Origin of the sequence: uncultured Lamprocystis sp., assembly GCF_903933125.1 — a bacterium.
Classification (GTDB): domain Bacteria; phylum Pseudomonadota; class Gammaproteobacteria; order Chromatiales; family Chromatiaceae; genus Thiodictyon.
In genome coordinates this window covers 1-16,151 of sequence record NZ_CAIZIZ010000450.1, presented here as the reverse complement: position 1 = coordinate 16,151, position 16,151 = coordinate 1, and the positions used below count along the sequence as shown (strand labels likewise).

General features: G+C 64.7%; 11 protein-coding genes. 7 read left to right on the top strand and 4 right to left on the bottom strand.

Annotation, left to right across the window (positions count from 1 at the left end; all coding sequences use genetic code 11):
* Positions 1-166: 166 nt before the first annotated feature.
* Positions 167-487 (bottom strand): tetratricopeptide repeat protein, encoded by a 321-nt coding sequence (locus tag QZY03_RS24375; RefSeq protein ID WP_295585454.1) that lies wholly within the window; start codon positions 485-487, stop codon positions 167-169.
* On the opposite strand from QZY03_RS24375, the gene QZY03_RS24370 reads away from it, so the two are divergent.
* Positions 486-1,028 (top strand): hypothetical protein, encoded by a 543-nt coding sequence (locus tag QZY03_RS24370; RefSeq protein ID WP_295585452.1) that lies wholly within the window; start codon positions 486-488, stop codon positions 1,026-1,028. The genes QZY03_RS24375 and QZY03_RS24370 overlap by 2 nt on opposite strands.
* Positions 1,029-1,414: 386 nt before the next feature.
* On the opposite strand, the gene mrcB is transcribed toward QZY03_RS24370, so the two are convergent.
* The 3 genes from mrcB to QZY03_RS24355 form a co-directional block, all read right to left on the bottom strand.
* Entirely contained in the window at positions 1,415-3,850 is a 2,436-nt protein-coding gene (gene mrcB, locus QZY03_RS24365; RefSeq protein WP_295585450.1) for a penicillin-binding protein 1B, read from the bottom strand.
* 184 nt (positions 3,851-4,034) lie between these two features.
* On the bottom strand, positions 4,035-4,823 hold the full coding sequence (locus tag QZY03_RS24360; RefSeq protein ID WP_295585448.1) for an ABC transporter permease: 789 nt from the start codon (positions 4,821-4,823) through the stop codon (positions 4,035-4,037).
* Positions 4,820-5,758 carry an ABC transporter ATP-binding protein gene (locus QZY03_RS24355; protein WP_295585446.1) on the bottom strand — a complete coding sequence of 313 codons (939 nt, stop codon included), beginning with the start codon at positions 5,756-5,758 and terminating at the stop codon, positions 4,820-4,822. The genes QZY03_RS24360 and QZY03_RS24355 overlap by 4 nt, the downstream gene beginning before the upstream one ends.
* 276 nt (positions 5,759-6,034) lie before the next feature.
* Between QZY03_RS24355 and QZY03_RS24350 the strand changes: the two genes are divergently transcribed.
* From QZY03_RS24350 to QZY03_RS24325, 6 genes are all read left to right on the top strand, one after another.
* The gene (locus QZY03_RS24350; protein WP_295585444.1) at positions 6,035-7,813 is read left to right on the top strand and encodes a hypothetical protein; all 1,779 of its coding nucleotides are present in this window, start codon (positions 6,035-6,037) and stop codon (positions 7,811-7,813) included.
* A gap of 84 nt (positions 7,814-7,897) precedes the next feature.
* Entirely contained in the window at positions 7,898-8,641 is a 744-nt protein-coding gene (locus QZY03_RS24345) for a hypothetical protein (RefSeq protein ID WP_295585442.1), read from the top strand.
* Between the two features lie 149 nt (positions 8,642-8,790).
* Complete coding sequence (locus QZY03_RS24340) at positions 8,791-11,643, top strand: ankyrin repeat domain-containing protein (RefSeq protein ID WP_295585439.1); 2,853 nt, start codon at positions 8,791-8,793, stop codon at positions 11,641-11,643.
* A gap of 116 nt (positions 11,644-11,759) precedes the next feature.
* Positions 11,760-12,092, top strand: coding sequence for a c-type cytochrome (locus tag QZY03_RS24335; RefSeq protein WP_295585437.1), 333 nt, complete (start codon positions 11,760-11,762; stop codon positions 12,090-12,092).
* Between the two features lie 167 nt (positions 12,093-12,259).
* Positions 12,260-14,386, top strand: coding sequence for a glycogen synthase (glgA, locus tag QZY03_RS24330; RefSeq protein WP_295585436.1), 2,127 nt, complete (start codon positions 12,260-12,262; stop codon positions 14,384-14,386).
* A gap of 289 nt (positions 14,387-14,675) precedes the next feature.
* Positions 14,676-15,992 (top strand): alpha-amylase family glycosyl hydrolase, encoded by a 1,317-nt coding sequence (locus QZY03_RS24325; protein WP_295585434.1) that lies wholly within the window; start codon positions 14,676-14,678, stop codon positions 15,990-15,992.
* Positions 15,993-16,151: the final 159 nt, after the last annotated feature.

The window sequence follows — 16,151 nt, the reverse complement described above, 5'->3', positions numbered from 1 at the left end:
CCCGCCGCGATGGGGCCGGGCGCGTAACCCCACCGTTCGGGGTGACCGCGGCATCCATCGCGGCGGGACGCCGCTCCCACGGGGTCGCTGCGCGACTTTCACGGTAACGCCTCGGCCTGCGGTTTTCTTGCGGCCGGAACGACGCTCAAGGTCGATGCGGGATTCATCAATTGCCGCCGGCCTTGCGCTCGGCCTCGGTGGCACCGGCCGTATCGCCGGCGCGGCGCTTGGACTCGGCGATGATCCTCCAGTTGTCTTGTTTGACGTTCGGCTGCTTGCCGGCAAAGTCATTGGAACGGGTCGCGAGCTGGCCGGCCTGGGACACCTGCCCCTGCTCCATGCGCACCCGCGCCAGACGATTCCACAGATAGGGTTCCCGCGGAGCGATTCGCAGCGAACGCTCCAGGGTCGCGGCGGCACCCGCGTAGTCGCCGGTCTGACGCTGCTGTTCGGCCTGGCGCGCCAACGAATCCGCCGCGGGCGCCATGCCCGATGTCGGCGCGGGACTCGCCGGGGCCGGCTTGGGCGCGGGCGCCGCCGCAGCGACCGGCGGCGGGGCCGTCGGCTTGGGCGGCGTCGGGGCGGGTGCAGCGGCTGCCTTGGGTGCCGGAGCCGGGGTCGCGGCAACCTTCGGTTTGGGCGCCGCGGTGACCGGTGGCGGCTTGGCCGTGGCGGTCGTGGCCGGCTTGGCTGCCGCGGTGGTTGTCGGCTTGACCGCGGCGGTCGTGGCCGGCTTGGCTGCCGCGGTCGTTGCCGGCATGACCGCGGCGGTCGTGGCTGGCTTGGCCACTGTGCTGGTGGTCGGCTTGACCGCGGCGGTCGTGGCCGGCTTGGCTGCCGCGGTCGTTGCCGGCTTGGTCGCGGCGGTCGTGGCTGGCTTTGCCACGGTGCTGGTGGTCGGCTTGACCGCGGTCGTCGTCATGACCTTGGCCGGTACCGTCGCGTTCTTGGCGGGCGCCGGTGGATTGACCGCCGACTTCGCCGATGGCTGGACTGCCGCGGCTTTGGGGCTGGTCGGGGCAGGCTGAGCGGCAGCCACGGCTTTCGGCTTGGCCGCAACCGCCGCCTTTGGCGCCGGAGGCGCGGTCTCCTTGCCGGACACGGCGGCGGATTCAACCGGGTCGTCGGACTCAGGCTCCAGTTCAGGCTCCGACTCGCTTCCCGGCTCACGGTAGGCGTAGACCTTGGTCTCTTTCGGCTTGGGTGCCACGGGCTTCGGTTTCGGCCGCGGCTTGGGCTCGGCGGCGACCGGCGGCGCAGCGGCGGTGTCCGCCACGGCCTCGGGCAGAGTCGGGGCTGACCCGACCGAGACCACCGGCGCCGGTGGTCCCTCACGCGGAGGCGTAGCGCAGGCAGCCAGCCACAAGGCCGGCAGGCAAAGGCAGCAGAGGGTCCGTAATGCGCTGAACATCGACTACAAATCGCTCATGAAGAGGTTTTCACTTGGCGGCTTGGGCTTGGCGACCGGAGTCGGCTTCGGCTTCTCGGCCGGAGTCGGAGCCGATTTATCCGACGCCGACCCATCCGCCGTTGCCCCGGCAGCCCGTTTGGACCCGTCCGCCCGCTTGGCCACCGACCTGGATTCATCGGCATCGCCGCAACTGCCGGCTGCCGGCCCGCTGCCCGCGATATAGGGCACGCCGGATCGGCCACAGGCACCGGACAACACGACCCCTTCCGGAGGCGCGTCCTGCAATGGCTCGTTCGGGATGGCCAGCATGAAGTCCGACCACACGCGCAAGGCACCGGTCCCGCCGGCCAACCCCATCGGCTTGTGGTCATCACGCCCGACCCAGACCACGGCCACCTTGTCGCCGCTGAAACCGGCGAACCAACTATCGCACATATCGTCGGTGGTGCCGGTCTTGCCCGCCATGGTCAAGCCCTTGGGCAGACGTTCACCCAACCACTTGGCGGTGCCTTGGCGGACGACCTGCTGCATGGCCCACCCGGTCAGGTAGGCCGCACGCGGATCGACGACGGCTTCGATCGCCAGCGGATAGCGGTTGAGGGGGCGCCCGTTGACGTCCATTACCTCGCGGATGGCCCGCAAGGGGGCGCGATAGCCGCCCGCGCCGATCGTCTGGTAGATCTGCGCGACTTCCAGCGGCGACAGGTCGACTGCCCCCAGCATGATGGCCGGCACCGCGGTGATGCGACGCTGGGCACCCAGCCGATAGAGCGTCTCGGCGACCTCCTTGACACCGAGACTCATCCCCAGATTGACGGTCGCCAGATTCAGGGAGCTGGCCAGCGCTTGATACAGGGGCACGGGGCCATGGACCGAGTGATCGTAATTCTTCGGCGACCAGATCTGGCCATTGCCCGTCCGCAGACTGTAGGGCGTGTCGGGGATACTGGTGGTCAGGGTGTAGCGTTTCGGGTGCGACAGCGCCGCCAGATAGACCGCCGGCTTGACCAAAGAACCGATGGCGCGGACGGCGTCGAGACCGCGGTTAAATCCGGCATAGCCGGCCTCGCGTCCACCCGCCAGCGCCAGCACCTCCCCCTGGGCAACCGAGGTCACGACGGCGGCCGTCTCCAGGGTGCCGGTCTTCATGCCGCGGGATTTTTCGAGATCCCGCAACCGCTTGGGAATAGCGGCCTCGACCGTCGTCTGGACCAGCGGGTCAAGCGTCGTGAAGATGCGCAGACCCTCTGAGCGCAAATCCTCGTCCCGATAGTCGCGCTGGAGCTGACGCCGCACGAGCTGGATGAAATCCGGGTACTCCCCGACCGGCCGGCCCCCGCCCTCGCGCAGTTCAATCGGCAGCGCCTTGGCCTGCTCGCCCTCGGTGACGGTGATGACCCGATCGCGCACCATGATATCGATGACCAGGTTGCGCCGTTTGAGCGCGGCCGCGGGAAAACGCCGCGGGTCGAGACTGGAGGGCGCCTGCACCAGGCCCACCAACAGGGCGATCTCGGGGATACCCAGTTCATCGAGGTTACGGTTGAAAAAAAAGCTGCTCGCCAAACCGAACCCATGGACCCCGCGGCTGCCGTCCTGCCCAAGATAGATTTCGTTGGCATAGGCTTCCAGGATGTCGTCCTTGGTGTAGCGGTTCTCCAACAGCAGCGCCATGTAGGCTTCATTGAGCTTGCGCACCAGGGTGCGGTCGGCCGAGAGATAGAAGTTCTTGACCAACTGTTGGGTCAGGGTGCTGGCGCCCTCGACCACGCCGCCGGCGCGCATGTTGCGGTAACCGGCGCGGATGATGCCCTTGGGGTCGACGCCCAGATGGCTGAAGAAGCTGCGATCCTCTACCGCCACCAGGGCCTGCACCAGCAGGTCCGGCAGGTCCTTGCGGCGCACCAGCACCCGATCCTCATTGTGGGTCGGATAAATACTGGCGATCAGCACGGCATCCAGCCGGGCCAGATCCGGAGCCGGCCCGCCGCCGCCGTCACCCAAGGCGGACACCTTGCCGTCCGTGAGGTCTACTTGCAGCAAACGGCTCGGCTCCTCGCCGTCCCAAAAACGGAATGCCCGGGTGTGGACCAGGAAACGATCGGCGGTGCGGGTGTAGGTGCCCTCAACCTCGGCCGCGGTGTCGGTCGCCGGACGATAGTTCAGCCGCACCAATTCGGCTTGCAGTTGTTCGGACGTGAGCGGGCGGCTGGCGTAAAGCTCCAGCGGACGGGCGTAGACACGGGCCGGCAAGGCCCAGCGTTTGCCCTCGAACTTGCCGCGCACCACCCGATCCAGGTGGATGCCATAGAGTACGCCGGCCAGACCGACACCGACCAGGATCACCAACAGCCAGCGCAGGAGAAAACCGCCGATGCGGCGGCGCGGCCGGGGCGAAGGCTGACGACGATAACGAGCGTGAGCGGTTGCTTGATTCATGGCCACGAGTCAGTTCAGCCCCCCCGGCCGGACGGGCGCAGCCCGCAAGGGTTCGTTGTACAGCGGGTGGACAAAAGTTCATTTTCTGAGAGTTTCATGTGCTTATAGTCCCATGTGCAGAAGTTGGATACAACCGCGACAGGACGGACGGTCACTTTCAGGGGTGTACCAAAGGGCGGATCGGTCAGGACTTGATGCCGACCCCGCGCCGCAGCAACGACAGGCTGAACCAGGTCAACCCGACGATGAACGCCAGGATGATGGCGAAGGCCCAGCCCAGCGGGATATCGGTGACGCCGTGCAGCCCGTAGCGAAAACCATTGACCATGTAGAGGACCGGATTGGCCAGTGAGACGGCCTGCCAGAAGCCCGGCAGCAGGTCGATGGAGTAGAAGACACCGCCCAGATAGGTCAGCGGCGTCAGCACGAATGTGGGGACGATGGAGATATCATCAAAACTGTTGGCGTAGATCGCGTTGATGAAACCGCCCAGGGAAAACAGCACCGCGGTCATGCAGAGCACCAGCAGCGTGACGGCGGGGCTGTGAATCTCGATGCGCGTGAACAGCATGGCGACCAGCATCACCGTCGCCCCCACGGTCAGCCCGCGCGCGACTCCGCCGGCCACGTACCCGGCCAGAATGACCCAGTTCGGGGCCGGCGAGACCAGCAGTTCCTCGACATAGCGCGAGAACTTGCTGCTGTAAAACGACGAGACGACATTGGAGTAGGCGTTGGTGATCACGGCCATGAGCACCAGCCCAGGCACGATGAAATCCAGGTAGGGCAGCCCGTCCATGGGGCCGATGCGGCCCCCGATCAGTTCGCCGAAGATCAGGAAATACAGGGTGGTGGTGATCACCGAGGGCAGTACGGTCTGCACCCAGATCCGGGTGAAGCGCCGAAACTCCTTGCCGAAAATGGTCGCGAAGGTGACCCGGTAGCGCCGCCAGGTGCCGGCGCCGCGGGTCAAGGCGCACCCCCGGCATCGGCATGATTCTGGTCCACCATGTCCAGAAACATACGCTCCAGGCGGTTCTGCTTGTTGCGCAGGCTGAGCACCTCGATCCCGTTGCGCGACAAGGCATCGAACAGCCCGTTGATCGTGTGCTCGCGGTTCATCTCCACCTCCAGGGTGCAGTCATCCACATGATTGAGCACGAACCCGCCCAGTTCCGGCAGTTCAGTCACCCGTCCCTTGAGATTGAGCACGAAGGTTTCGGTGTGCAGGCGCCCCAGCAGGGCCGCGATGCTGGTGCGCTCGGCGATCTCACCGTCGTTGATGATGGCGATGTTGCGGCACAAGCTCTCGGCTTCTTCCAGATAGTGGGTGGTCAGGATGATGGTGGTGCCCTGGGCATTCAGGTCTTTCAGGAAGGCCCACATGGAACGGCGGATCTCGATATCGACCCCGGCGGTCGGCTCGTCCAGAATCAGCAGGCGCGGCTCATGCACCAGGGCGCGGGCGATCATGAGCCGACGCTTCATGCCCCCCGAGAGTCGACGCATCTCGGTGTCGCGCCGTTCCCAGAGATCCAGTTGCCGCAAGTAGCGCTGCGCACGCACCCGCGCCTCCCGGCGCGGGATACCGTAGTAGCCCGCCTGGTTGACGACCACCTCACCCGCCGGCAGAAACAGATTGAAGTTGAACTCCTGGGGGACCAGGCCGATGCAGGATTTCACCGCCTCCGGATCCTGGTCCAGGTCGTGTCCGAAGACCCGCACCTGCCCGGAGGTCTTGGTCACCAGGGAAGCGATGATGCCGATCAGGGTCGATTTACCCGCACCGTTCGGGCCCAAGAGCGCGAAGAAATCGCCCGCATCCACCCGCAGGTCCACCCCCTTGAGGGCCTGGAGTCCGCCGCGGTAAGTCTTGACAAGCGCGGCGACGGCGAGAGCTGGGGGCATTGTGGTGGGTATCGGAGCGGTCATTGACGGGATTCATAAACTACCGGCCATCCCGCCGGGTTTCAACCGTTGGATCAGGCCAGCAGGCCCGAGCGACCGATAAATAAATCGCGGTTGAGCGCTCGTGGCTTGCGACCGATGCCCCATCGGCCGGGACGGCACCCGACTACACTAACACGGGGAACCGATCAACCCGGATCAGCCGACAAACCGCGGTCGACTCACACGGGGTTGCCGCCGGCCCCCGATATACCAACACTCAGGAGATATCTCAGGATGCAGTACCAACACACGCACCGGACACCGCCGTTTGGGCTCCCGATCGGACTCATTGTCGCGCTCGGCCTCGCCCTGCTCGCCAACGCGGTCACCGCGGGCGCCGCGACCACGACAGCCGAGGCGGGCTTCGTCGAACTCGAACCCATCAGCTTCAGTTTCCAGCGTGAAGGCCCGCTCCTTGGCTATCAATCCTCGCGGGCACGGATCTTCTACAACTTCCATCCGTTCGATCTGAACGGGGGCGACCCGACGACCGCACCGCTGTTCGTGTTCTTCAACGGCGGACCCGGCTGCGCGACCTGCGACGGGCTGCTGAGCATCAACACGGCTCCGTACACCCTCTACCCCGCGGCGATCAACTATCGCATCACCCCGGTCCAAAACCCCGACTCATGGTCACGGATCGGTCACTTGCTTTACATCGATGCCCCCAACACCGGGTACTCCTACAACCTGGCAACACGGCCGGACGGCGCCACGCAGACCGCGGCCGAGTTCGATGCCCAGAACTTCAACCCGTACATCGACGCCGCGCAGATGGTGCGGGTGCTGCTGCGCTTCCTGCAAGCTCATCCGCAGCTCAGCAACCAGCCGGTGGTCCTCGTCGGCGAGAGCTACGGCGGGACTCGCGTCTCGACGATGCTGAGTATGCTCCTGAATTACCGGCGTTACGCGGCCGGGACAGACGTTTACCGCGACGCCGGGCTGGTGCGCGAGGTCCAGGTCCACCTGGACCGGTATTTCGCGGTCCCGCCGGGGCGCATCCATGCACCGGCTGCCATCGCCCGCCAGTTTGGCCGCCAGATCCTGATCGACCCCCAACTCACGGGGCATCTTCAATCGGCGGTCGCGGGCGAACTGTTCGAAAAACCGGGCTCGGTGATCTATCAACTCGCCAATGCGCACTCCAAGACCTTCATCCCCTGCGCTGAGCCGGGTTGCGAGCCGTCGGCCAACGCGATCAGTTTCGTCACGAGTCAGATCGGGCTCAGCCCCTATGACACGCGCCAGGACGCGTCCCGTGAGATCGTCGTCATGTTCCTGCTCGCCACGGCGCTCGGCGACATCGATAGCAGCACGCTGCTGACCGGATACGACATCACCCGGATACCGGGCTTCTACGCGTCGCAGCGGACCCGCGCCTATCACCTGAAAGTGCCCGCGGATCTGCTGGTCGAGACGCAGGCACTGGAACTGATCCCGGCGGCGCAACGGGCCTGGTTTAGTGCACTGCCCCAGGTCTTGACCGAGGCGCAGAGCGATCTCGCGGACAAGGGCGTGTCGACCGACCCGCTGCGTCCTTTCAAGGACGTGTTCGGCGAATTGCGCAGCGCCGACGCGTTCTTCGTGCCCTGCCCGCCCATGGACACCTATAACGCCTTCTACTGGAACTCGGTGATCGCCAAGGGCTATGACATCGATCCGGAGTCCGCCCGCTATGGCCGACTCTTTCTTGAAAATCTACCGCTGGTCAAGACCCTGATCACCGATGCGGCCCATGACTTGATCGTGTATCCTGCTTCCTTGGCACCGTCCCTGGAGCTGTATCCTGACCTGGTCAAGCGCGCCGCGGTCACGCCCACCTGCGCGGGCTGTGACAGGGTGATTGAGGTTGAGTACCAGCCGACCGCCGCCGCGAAACTGCGCATGGCGTTCCCGCGAGTGCAACGGATCTGGTTCCCGCACTACGCGGAGGCGGGGCACTCGGTGGCGGCCGGGATGCCCGCGAAGCTGGTGGGGGACGTCGCGGCCTGGATGGCCGGCACCTACCCCTGAAGCGGCGCACCGCGCCCAGTCGGCGGATGCGGCTGGCGCGCGGCCAAGCGTGGTATCGACCTTAACAGCGGAGACTCCCAGCCCATGTCCAAAGCCCGTCTTACCACCCTGATCGTCCTGTTGCTTGCCGTACTCGGCTGCTCCGGCGCGGCACGCGCCGTGGCGCTCTTCGAAGGTCTGGCCAACCTGAGCCTGACCCTGCAATCCATTAACGGCGGCCCGACGATCCCGACGGGGGTCAGCATCGACTACTCGGCCGGGATCTTCGACAAATACACTGACACCTATGGTGCCGCGTCAGCCACGGCGACCGAGACCCTGGCCCCCGGGGCTGTGCTGGTGCCTATGGCCATTGGGGGTACCCTGCAACAGAGCGTCCGGGTCTCCGGGCAGGCGGGCGAAGGCGCTGGCTACAGCACGTCCCTCGTGCAGACTACCGGGCTCATTCTCATCGAGAACCTGAGTAATGATGCCATTACCCTGAGTTTCGTCTACAGCTTCACCGCCAGTGTCGAGGCGCTCATCGCACTCACCGGGTTCGACGCAACAGCGGGTGCTGGCTGGTTCCTCACCGACGATCTGGGCCTGGTCAATCTCGGCGACGCCATCTTCGCCGATGCGCTGTTGGGCCCGACCACGAACTTCCTGAGCCTGAGCGGGACACTGGAGTTGGAGTTGAACAGCGGAGAGTCAGACACCCTGTTGAGCCAGGTGGATACCAACGGTTTTGCCGAGGCCCCCGAGCCGCCCGTTGCCGCTCTCCTGATCAGCGGCCTGCTCGGTGCCGCGGCGACCCGCCCCATCCGGCGTACCCGACGCGCTGCCTGACATCCTGACTGACGCGGCACCGGCCGCTGCCCTGGCTGGTCGCGTTAGCGCTAGAATAGCGGCATCAGGCGCTTGCCGGACCGGCGCGCCTCCAGCCGTGACTCCAACAGCGGGAGCGCGACACAGCCATTGTCAGGATTTAGGAACAGATGAAGATCCTCGTCTACCGCGGCCTGGATACAGCCGCCATCCCCGGCTTCGGAAAACTCGCCGGCTATTTGCAGGCTGGGGATTTCCGCTCCGCTGAGGTCAAGAAAGTCGGCGACAACCTCTACCGCGCCCGCCTTGACCGCAGCAACCGGCTGCTCTTCGCGCTTTACCGGCACGGCGAGGAGCGTTGCGTCCTGATCCTGGAGTACATCCACCAGCACGCCTATGAGCAGTCGCGCTTCCTCGCCCGCGGCGTCGTGATTGATGAGGAGCGAATCCCGGCGGCCGAGCCCGCGGAGGCCGAGACGGCGCCGGAACTGCCGTACCTCAACCCCCGCTCCGACCACGTGGTGCCGCGCTTTCACCTGCTCGACAAGATCCTGTCGTTCGACGACGACCAGGAGGCGATCTACCGCCTGGCCCCGCCGCTGATCATCATCGGCTCGGCCGGCAGCGGCAAGACGGCCCTGACCCTGGAGAAAATGAAGGATGCGCGCGGCGATATCCTCTATGTGACCCGCTCGCCCTTCCTCGCCCAGAACGCCCGCGACCTCTATTACGCCAACGGTTACGCAAACGACGACCAGGAAGTGTCCTTCCTGTCCTTCCGCGAGTACCTGGAGAGCATCCAGGTCCCGCCGGGCCGGGAAATGACTCCGCGAGTCTTCGCCGGCTGGGCGCAGCGTCAGCGGTTGCCCAAGGAGGTTGCCGACAGCCATCGGCTCTTTGAAGAAATCCAGGGTGCCATTACCGGCACCACCGAGGACCGACCCTACCTCGACCGCGCCGACTATCTGGCCCTGGGTGTTCGCCAGTCGATCTATCCGCCGGAAGTCCGGGAGGCGGTCTATGACCTGTTCGAGCGCTATCTGCACTTTCTCGACGAGGACGGCTGGTTCGACACCAATATCCTGAGCTATGCCTGGCTGGCGAAAGTCGAGCCGCGCTATGACTTCGTGGTGGTGGACGAGGTGCAGGATCTGACCAATGTCCAACTGCTGCTGATCCTCAAGGCGCTGCGCGACCCGCGGGGATTCCTGCTGTGCGGCGACTCCAACCAGATCGTCCACCCCAATTTTTTCTCCTGGTCCAAGGTCAAAACGCTGTTCTGGAACCAGCAGGGGGACGCTGCCCCGGCGGAGCTGATCCGCATCCTCAATACCAACTTCCGTAACTCACCCCAGGTCACGGACGTCGCCAACCGCCTGCTGCACGTCAAACACGCCCGCTTCGGCTCGGTGGATCGGGAGAGCAACTACCTGGTGGTCAGCCGCGGGCCGCGCCAGGGCCGGGTCGGGTTGCTGGCGGACACCGACGCGGTCAAACGCGATCTGGATCGGCGCACCGCGGCGTCGGCCCGCTTTGCCATCCTGGTGTTGCACGATGACCAGAAAGCCGAGGTCCGCCGCTTCTTCCGCACCCCCCTGGTCTTTTCCATCCACGAGGCCAAGGGGCTGGAGTATGAGAACGTCCTGCTCTACGGGTTTGTCAGCGGGGAGGAAAAGCGCTTTCGCGACATCGCCGCCGACCTGACCGCGGCCGATCTGCAAGGCGAACTGCGCTACGCCCGCGGCCGCGACAAGGGCGACAAATCGCTGGAGATCTACAAGTTCTACATCAATGCGCTGTACGTGGCCGTCACGCGGGCGGTGCGCAATCTCTACCTGATCGAAGCGCGCCCCAACCAGCCCCTGCTCACCCTGCTCGGCCTCACGGAGATACACCAGAAAGTCGACGATGTCGAGGAGCAGCGCTCGAGCCTGGAGGAATGGCGGCGCGAGGCGCATCGGCTGGAACTCCAGGGCAAGGACGAGCAGGCGGCTGAGATCCGCAACCAGATCCTCAAGCAGCAGCAGGTGCCCTGGACCGTCCTGCGCGGCGAGGCGCTCAGCACACTGCGCGAACAGGCGCTGGTGAAGGGCGACAAAAAGGCGCGCATCGCCCTCATGGAATATGCCCTGGTCTACCGCGATCAACGGCTGCTCAACACGCTGAACCAGGCCGGGCTTCAGGCTGCCCGTCATCCGGACAAGGCGTGGCCAACCCTGGAGAAAAAGTACTACCTGCTCTATGGCCTGAAGAACCCCGGCGGTGTCCTGCGCGAGGCGGATAAGTACGGGGTCGATTTCCGCAACTGTTTCGGTCAGACCCCGCTGATGATCGCCAGCCGCACCGGCAACGCGGATCTGATCGAGCAACTGCTGGCGCGTGATGCCGACCTGAGCCTCACCGACGGCAACGGGCTCAACGCCTTCCAGATCGCCCTGGACCGCGCCTGCGCCGACGAGCGCTTCGCCCGCACCCGCCTGCCGGCGGTGTTCGAGCGGCTGGCCCCGGCCAGCATCGATATCCAGGTGGACGGCCGGTTGGTGAAGCTTGACCGCCGGCTGATGGAATATCTGATGCTCAGCATCGCCCTGGTCCTGTTTTATCAGCGGCTCGGTGAGAACTGGGTGGCGCGGCGTAAACTCCTCACCGCGGTCGACTTCGCCGAGGTCCTTGACCACTTCCCGGAATCCGTCGTCCCGGCACGACGCAAGAAGCGGCCTTATGTGTCTTCCATCCTGTCCAAGAACGAGGCGAGCCGGGAGGGCCCCTACAACCGCAAGCTGTTCACGCGACTGCAACACGGTCAATACCTGATCAACCCCCGGCTGGCCTTGCGGATGGAGGGTGACTGGCGCGGCATCTACGACCTGCTGGTGCCGGATCGGCTGGGCGTGGCCCTGCGCGAGCTGGAGCCCTGGATGCACCACGACTGGAACCCCAACACCTATCGGGAGACGGCGATCGAGCAGTTGCGAACCATGATCGAGCGTCTGGCCCAGTCGGAGGACAAAGCGGTTCCGTGAACCCGCCGGACGCAGCCGTGCGACACTGGAGGCGCGCCCGGCACGACCCGACCGAAACGCTGTCGAACCCACTGCCCGGCAATGACAAGCGACCGGCTTCCCGTGGGAGCAACACGATGTACAAGACACAGACGATCACCCTCATTGGTGCGGCCCTGGCGGCGATACTGGCGGCCCAGCCCGCCCGCGGGGACCTGAAACTGGCAACACAACGCGGTTGCACTGGATGTCACAATGTCGACATCAAGATCGTGGGGCCGGCTTACAAAGACGTGGCCAGGAAGTATCAGGGCGACAACTCCGCGCTGGAGCGGTTGGTAGCCAAGGTGAAGACCGGCGGGTCCGGGACCTGGGGCGCGGCACGGATGCCGCCCCATCCCAAGCTCAGCGACGAACAGATCAAAGATCTCGTCAGTTGGATTCTGGGTCTCGAGGCGATGCGGCGCTGACTGGCCGGTCTTGATCATCGCCCGGACCGGCGATAGCGTTCAAAATTTTGTCACACAACCGCGCTGCGGGGCTTCACGCGGGGGCCGCTTGCGCGTTACCGTGCGCAACCCGGCGTAGCGGCCCGGCTCGGATAATCGAGACACACGGACCTTGCAGGTGATCAGTAATGGCGAAAAAGCAGACCACATCCAAGAAGACTGCCGCCCCGGCCACGGCCGGGGTCAGCCCACCAACCGGCGCGACGACGCCAGCGCAGGATGCCGACGCGGCCGTGGCGCCTCCGGCCGCGACCACGGGGGTCGTCGCGCCTGAGCCGCTGACACAAGCCGCACCGGCCCTCCAGGCGCCGGTCACGGGCGCCAAGGCAACGGCAGGAAAGCCAACGACGGCGGCCGCCAAGCCCGCCACGCCGGCACCGACCCTCGCCGCTGAGGCTCCGCCCACCACGCCAACGCTGGCCGTTGCCGCTGAGGCTCCGCCCGCCACGGCCGCCGCGGGCCTATCCAAGCAAACCGGGACGCCGACCGCGGCGATAACGGCCGCCCAGGCCCAGGCCGCGCACCAGTACACGCCGGAGGTTCCCGCCGCGGCACCCCCGACCTCGCTGCCGGACGCCGCCCCGGCTGCATCAACCGCCGAGGACGAGGCGCCGCCGACAACAGCGCACGCCCAATCACCAACCGAGCCGCCGGAGCCGATCGCTGCACCGACGGCCCCCAGCGAGGCTGAGCATCCGGTCTTGGAGGCGGCGCCCGCGGTCGAATCTGCACCGGCCCTGAGTCCCGACCACCCACCGGCCCAGCGGGCACAGCGCCCCAGCCTGTTCATCGTCCACATCTCCCCGGAGATGGCCCCGGTGGCGAAGGTCGGCGGATTGGCGGACGTGGTTTTCGGCATTACCAGGGAGCACGCGATCCGCGGCAACCATGTCGAGATCATCCTGCCCAAGTACAACAACCTGCGCTACGACCAGATCTTCGAACTCCACGAGGTATACAAGAACCTGTGGGTACCCTGGTATGGGGGCGCGATCCATTGCACCGTGTTCTTCGGCTTTGTGCATGGGCGCAAGTGTTTCTTCATCGAGCCGCATTCCCAGGAGAACTTCTACAACCGCGGCACCATCTACGGCTTCGCGGACGATGTGCTGCGTTTCGCCTTCTTCTCCCGCGCGGCGATTGAATTTCTGTGGAAGGCCGGCAAGCATCCGGACATCATTCACTGCCACGACTGGCAAAGCGCGCTGGTCCCGGTCTTCCTCTACGAGGTCTATCAACAGCTCGGCATGACCCATCCGCGGGCCTGCCTGACCATTCACAATTTTATGCACCAGGGACTCACCGGGATCGAACTGTTGCGCGCCACCGGACTGCATCGCCCGGACTATTTCCTCGATTGGCTGCGCATGGGCGACAATAATCATAAGAACGCGCTCAATCTGCTCAAGGCCGGTATCGTCTATTCGAATTTCGTCACTACCGTGTCGCCGCGTTATGCCTTCGAGACCAAGGACCAGGGCCAGGGCTTCGGTCTGGAACCGACCCTGCATGTTCATCATATGAAATACGGCGGCGTACTCAACGGCATCGATTACGATGTCTGGAATCCGGAGGTCGATCACGAAATCCCGGTACGCTACGGGGTCGACAACCTCGATGCCAAGTACGATAACAAGCGCGCCCTGCGTCACCGACTGATGCTGGCGGACAACGACAAGCCGATCGTCGCCTTCATCGGCCGGCTGGACCCGCAGAAAGGTCTGGGGCTGGTCCGGCACGCCATCTTCTACGCACTGGAACGCGGCGCTCAGTTCGTGCTGCTGGGCTCCAGTCCGGACCGGTCCATCAATGACGATTTCTGGGGCTTGAAGCGCATGCTCAACGACAGCCCGGACTGTCATCTGGAGATCGGTTTCGATGAAGGACTGGCGCACCTGATCTATGCCGGTGCCGATATGATGTTGGTGCCCAGCCAATTCGAGCCCTGCGGCCTGACCCAACTCATCTCGCTGCGCTACGGCACGGTGCCGGTGGTGCGTACCGTCGGCGGCCTGGCCGACACCGTCTTCGATAAGGATCACTCCGACCGCCCGCTGCACCAACGCAACGGCTACCGTTTCGACCACTATGACGGCCCCGGATTGGAGTCGGCCTTGGGGCGCGCTATCGACTGTTATTATGAATACCCGCAGGATTTCCGCTCGCTGATGATGAACGGTATGCGTGCGGACTATTCGTGGAACCAGCCGGGTGAGGATTATCTGAACATTTACGAGTTTATCCGCGCACGTTGAGTAATGGGTCAGTATTAACCAACGAATATAGTCGTTGTCGTTGTCGTAATCGAGGCACGCGCGCGGCTGGAGTAGCCGCTTCGCAGGCTTGCGGGCGGTCCTGAATCGATCCGGAATCCGATTACGACAACGACAACGAGCGAGACGCGACAGGCGGCCTTGATCGTAATCCCGGCCAGCGGCTTGCGTAGTCAGGGCTTCCAGCCCTGACGGTGTCAGGCCAGGATGGCCTGACTACGCATCCGGCGCGACACGACAGAAAAAAACACCACCAATAACGAGGACATGCATGAAAATCTATAATCTTTTCCCCCTGCTCGCCGGGCCTTTCGATACCTGGGGACCGCATCTGACGCGCGCCGCGGCCATGGGCTTCGACTGGGTGTTCGTCAACCCCATTCAGAAGCTCGGGCGCTCGGGCAGCCTGTATTCGATTGCTGATTATTTCGCTATCAATCCGGTCCTGCTGCGTCCCGGTTCAGCGCGGAGCGCGGACGATCAGGTCCGCGCCATGGCCGCGACCGCCGGGGAACTTGGCGTATCACTGATGATCGACCTAGTGATCAATCACTGCGCCGAGGACAGCGCGCTGGTCAACGCTCACCCTGACTGGTTCCAGCACGAGCAAGGGCGCGTCGCCCACCCCTTCTGCATTGAGGACAACGGCACCAAGGTGGTCTGGCGCGATCTGGCGCAGTTCGACCACCAGCAGGCGCTGCAACACCCGGACGCCCCTGATGGACAACTCGCGTATTGCGTGAAGATCGTCGAACACCTGATCGGGCTGGGCTTTCGCGGATTTCGCTGCGACGCCGCCTATCAGATTCCGACCGAGGTCTGGCGGCGGCTCATCGAGCGTATCCGCAAGACTCACCCCGACACCGTCTTCGTCGCGGAGACCCTGGGCTGCACCCCGGCACAGACCCGCGACACCGCCTCGGCCGGCTTCGACGCCATCTTCAACAGTGCCAAATGGTGGGACTTCCACGGCAACTGGCTGCTCGAACAGTATGAGTCGACCCGCAACATCGCCCCCTCCATTGGCTTCCCCGAGAGCCACGACACCCGCCGCATGTTCGAGGAGTTCGAGGGCAACATCGACGCCCTGCGGCAGCGCTATCTGTTCACCGCCATGTTCGCCAGCGGGGTCATGATCCCGATGGGATTCGAATTCGGCTTTCGCAAACGCCTCGACGTGGTGACCACGGTCCCCAACGACTGGGAAGAACCCAATATCGATATCACCGGTTTTATTTCGCAGGTCAATGCGATCAAGGACCAGACGCCCACCTTCTCCGGCGAGGGCCGGATCGACCGACTGGATTACCCGGACCCGGCCATTCTGGTCCTGCGTAAACATGCGATCAATGGTCCCGACCAAGCCCTGCTGGTTCTCAACAAAGACCCCTGGAACCGCCAGCGCTTCTATGTCGACGACCTGCATCATCTGATTCAATCCCCGGAGCCGCTGCGCGACCTCTCCCCGGACTGGCCGATGGCCGACCTGCCGGCTCCCTTCGAGTTCTGGCTCGGCCCCGGCATGGCGCGCGTCCTGGTCGCCGGTCAGTCGCAAGCCCCAGAGTTGCACCCGACGCAGGTCCTTTGATTCAGGACGCGTCATGCAACGCCGATCGGCACATGAGGGCGACGGCGGAGGTATTTTCATCGTCCGAGACTGCCTAAGGTGATTTCCGCGAAAAATCCAACCCGTAGGAGCCCGCTTGCGGGCGACGGGTGGGGGCACAATGACGCGATTCCGGCAGGT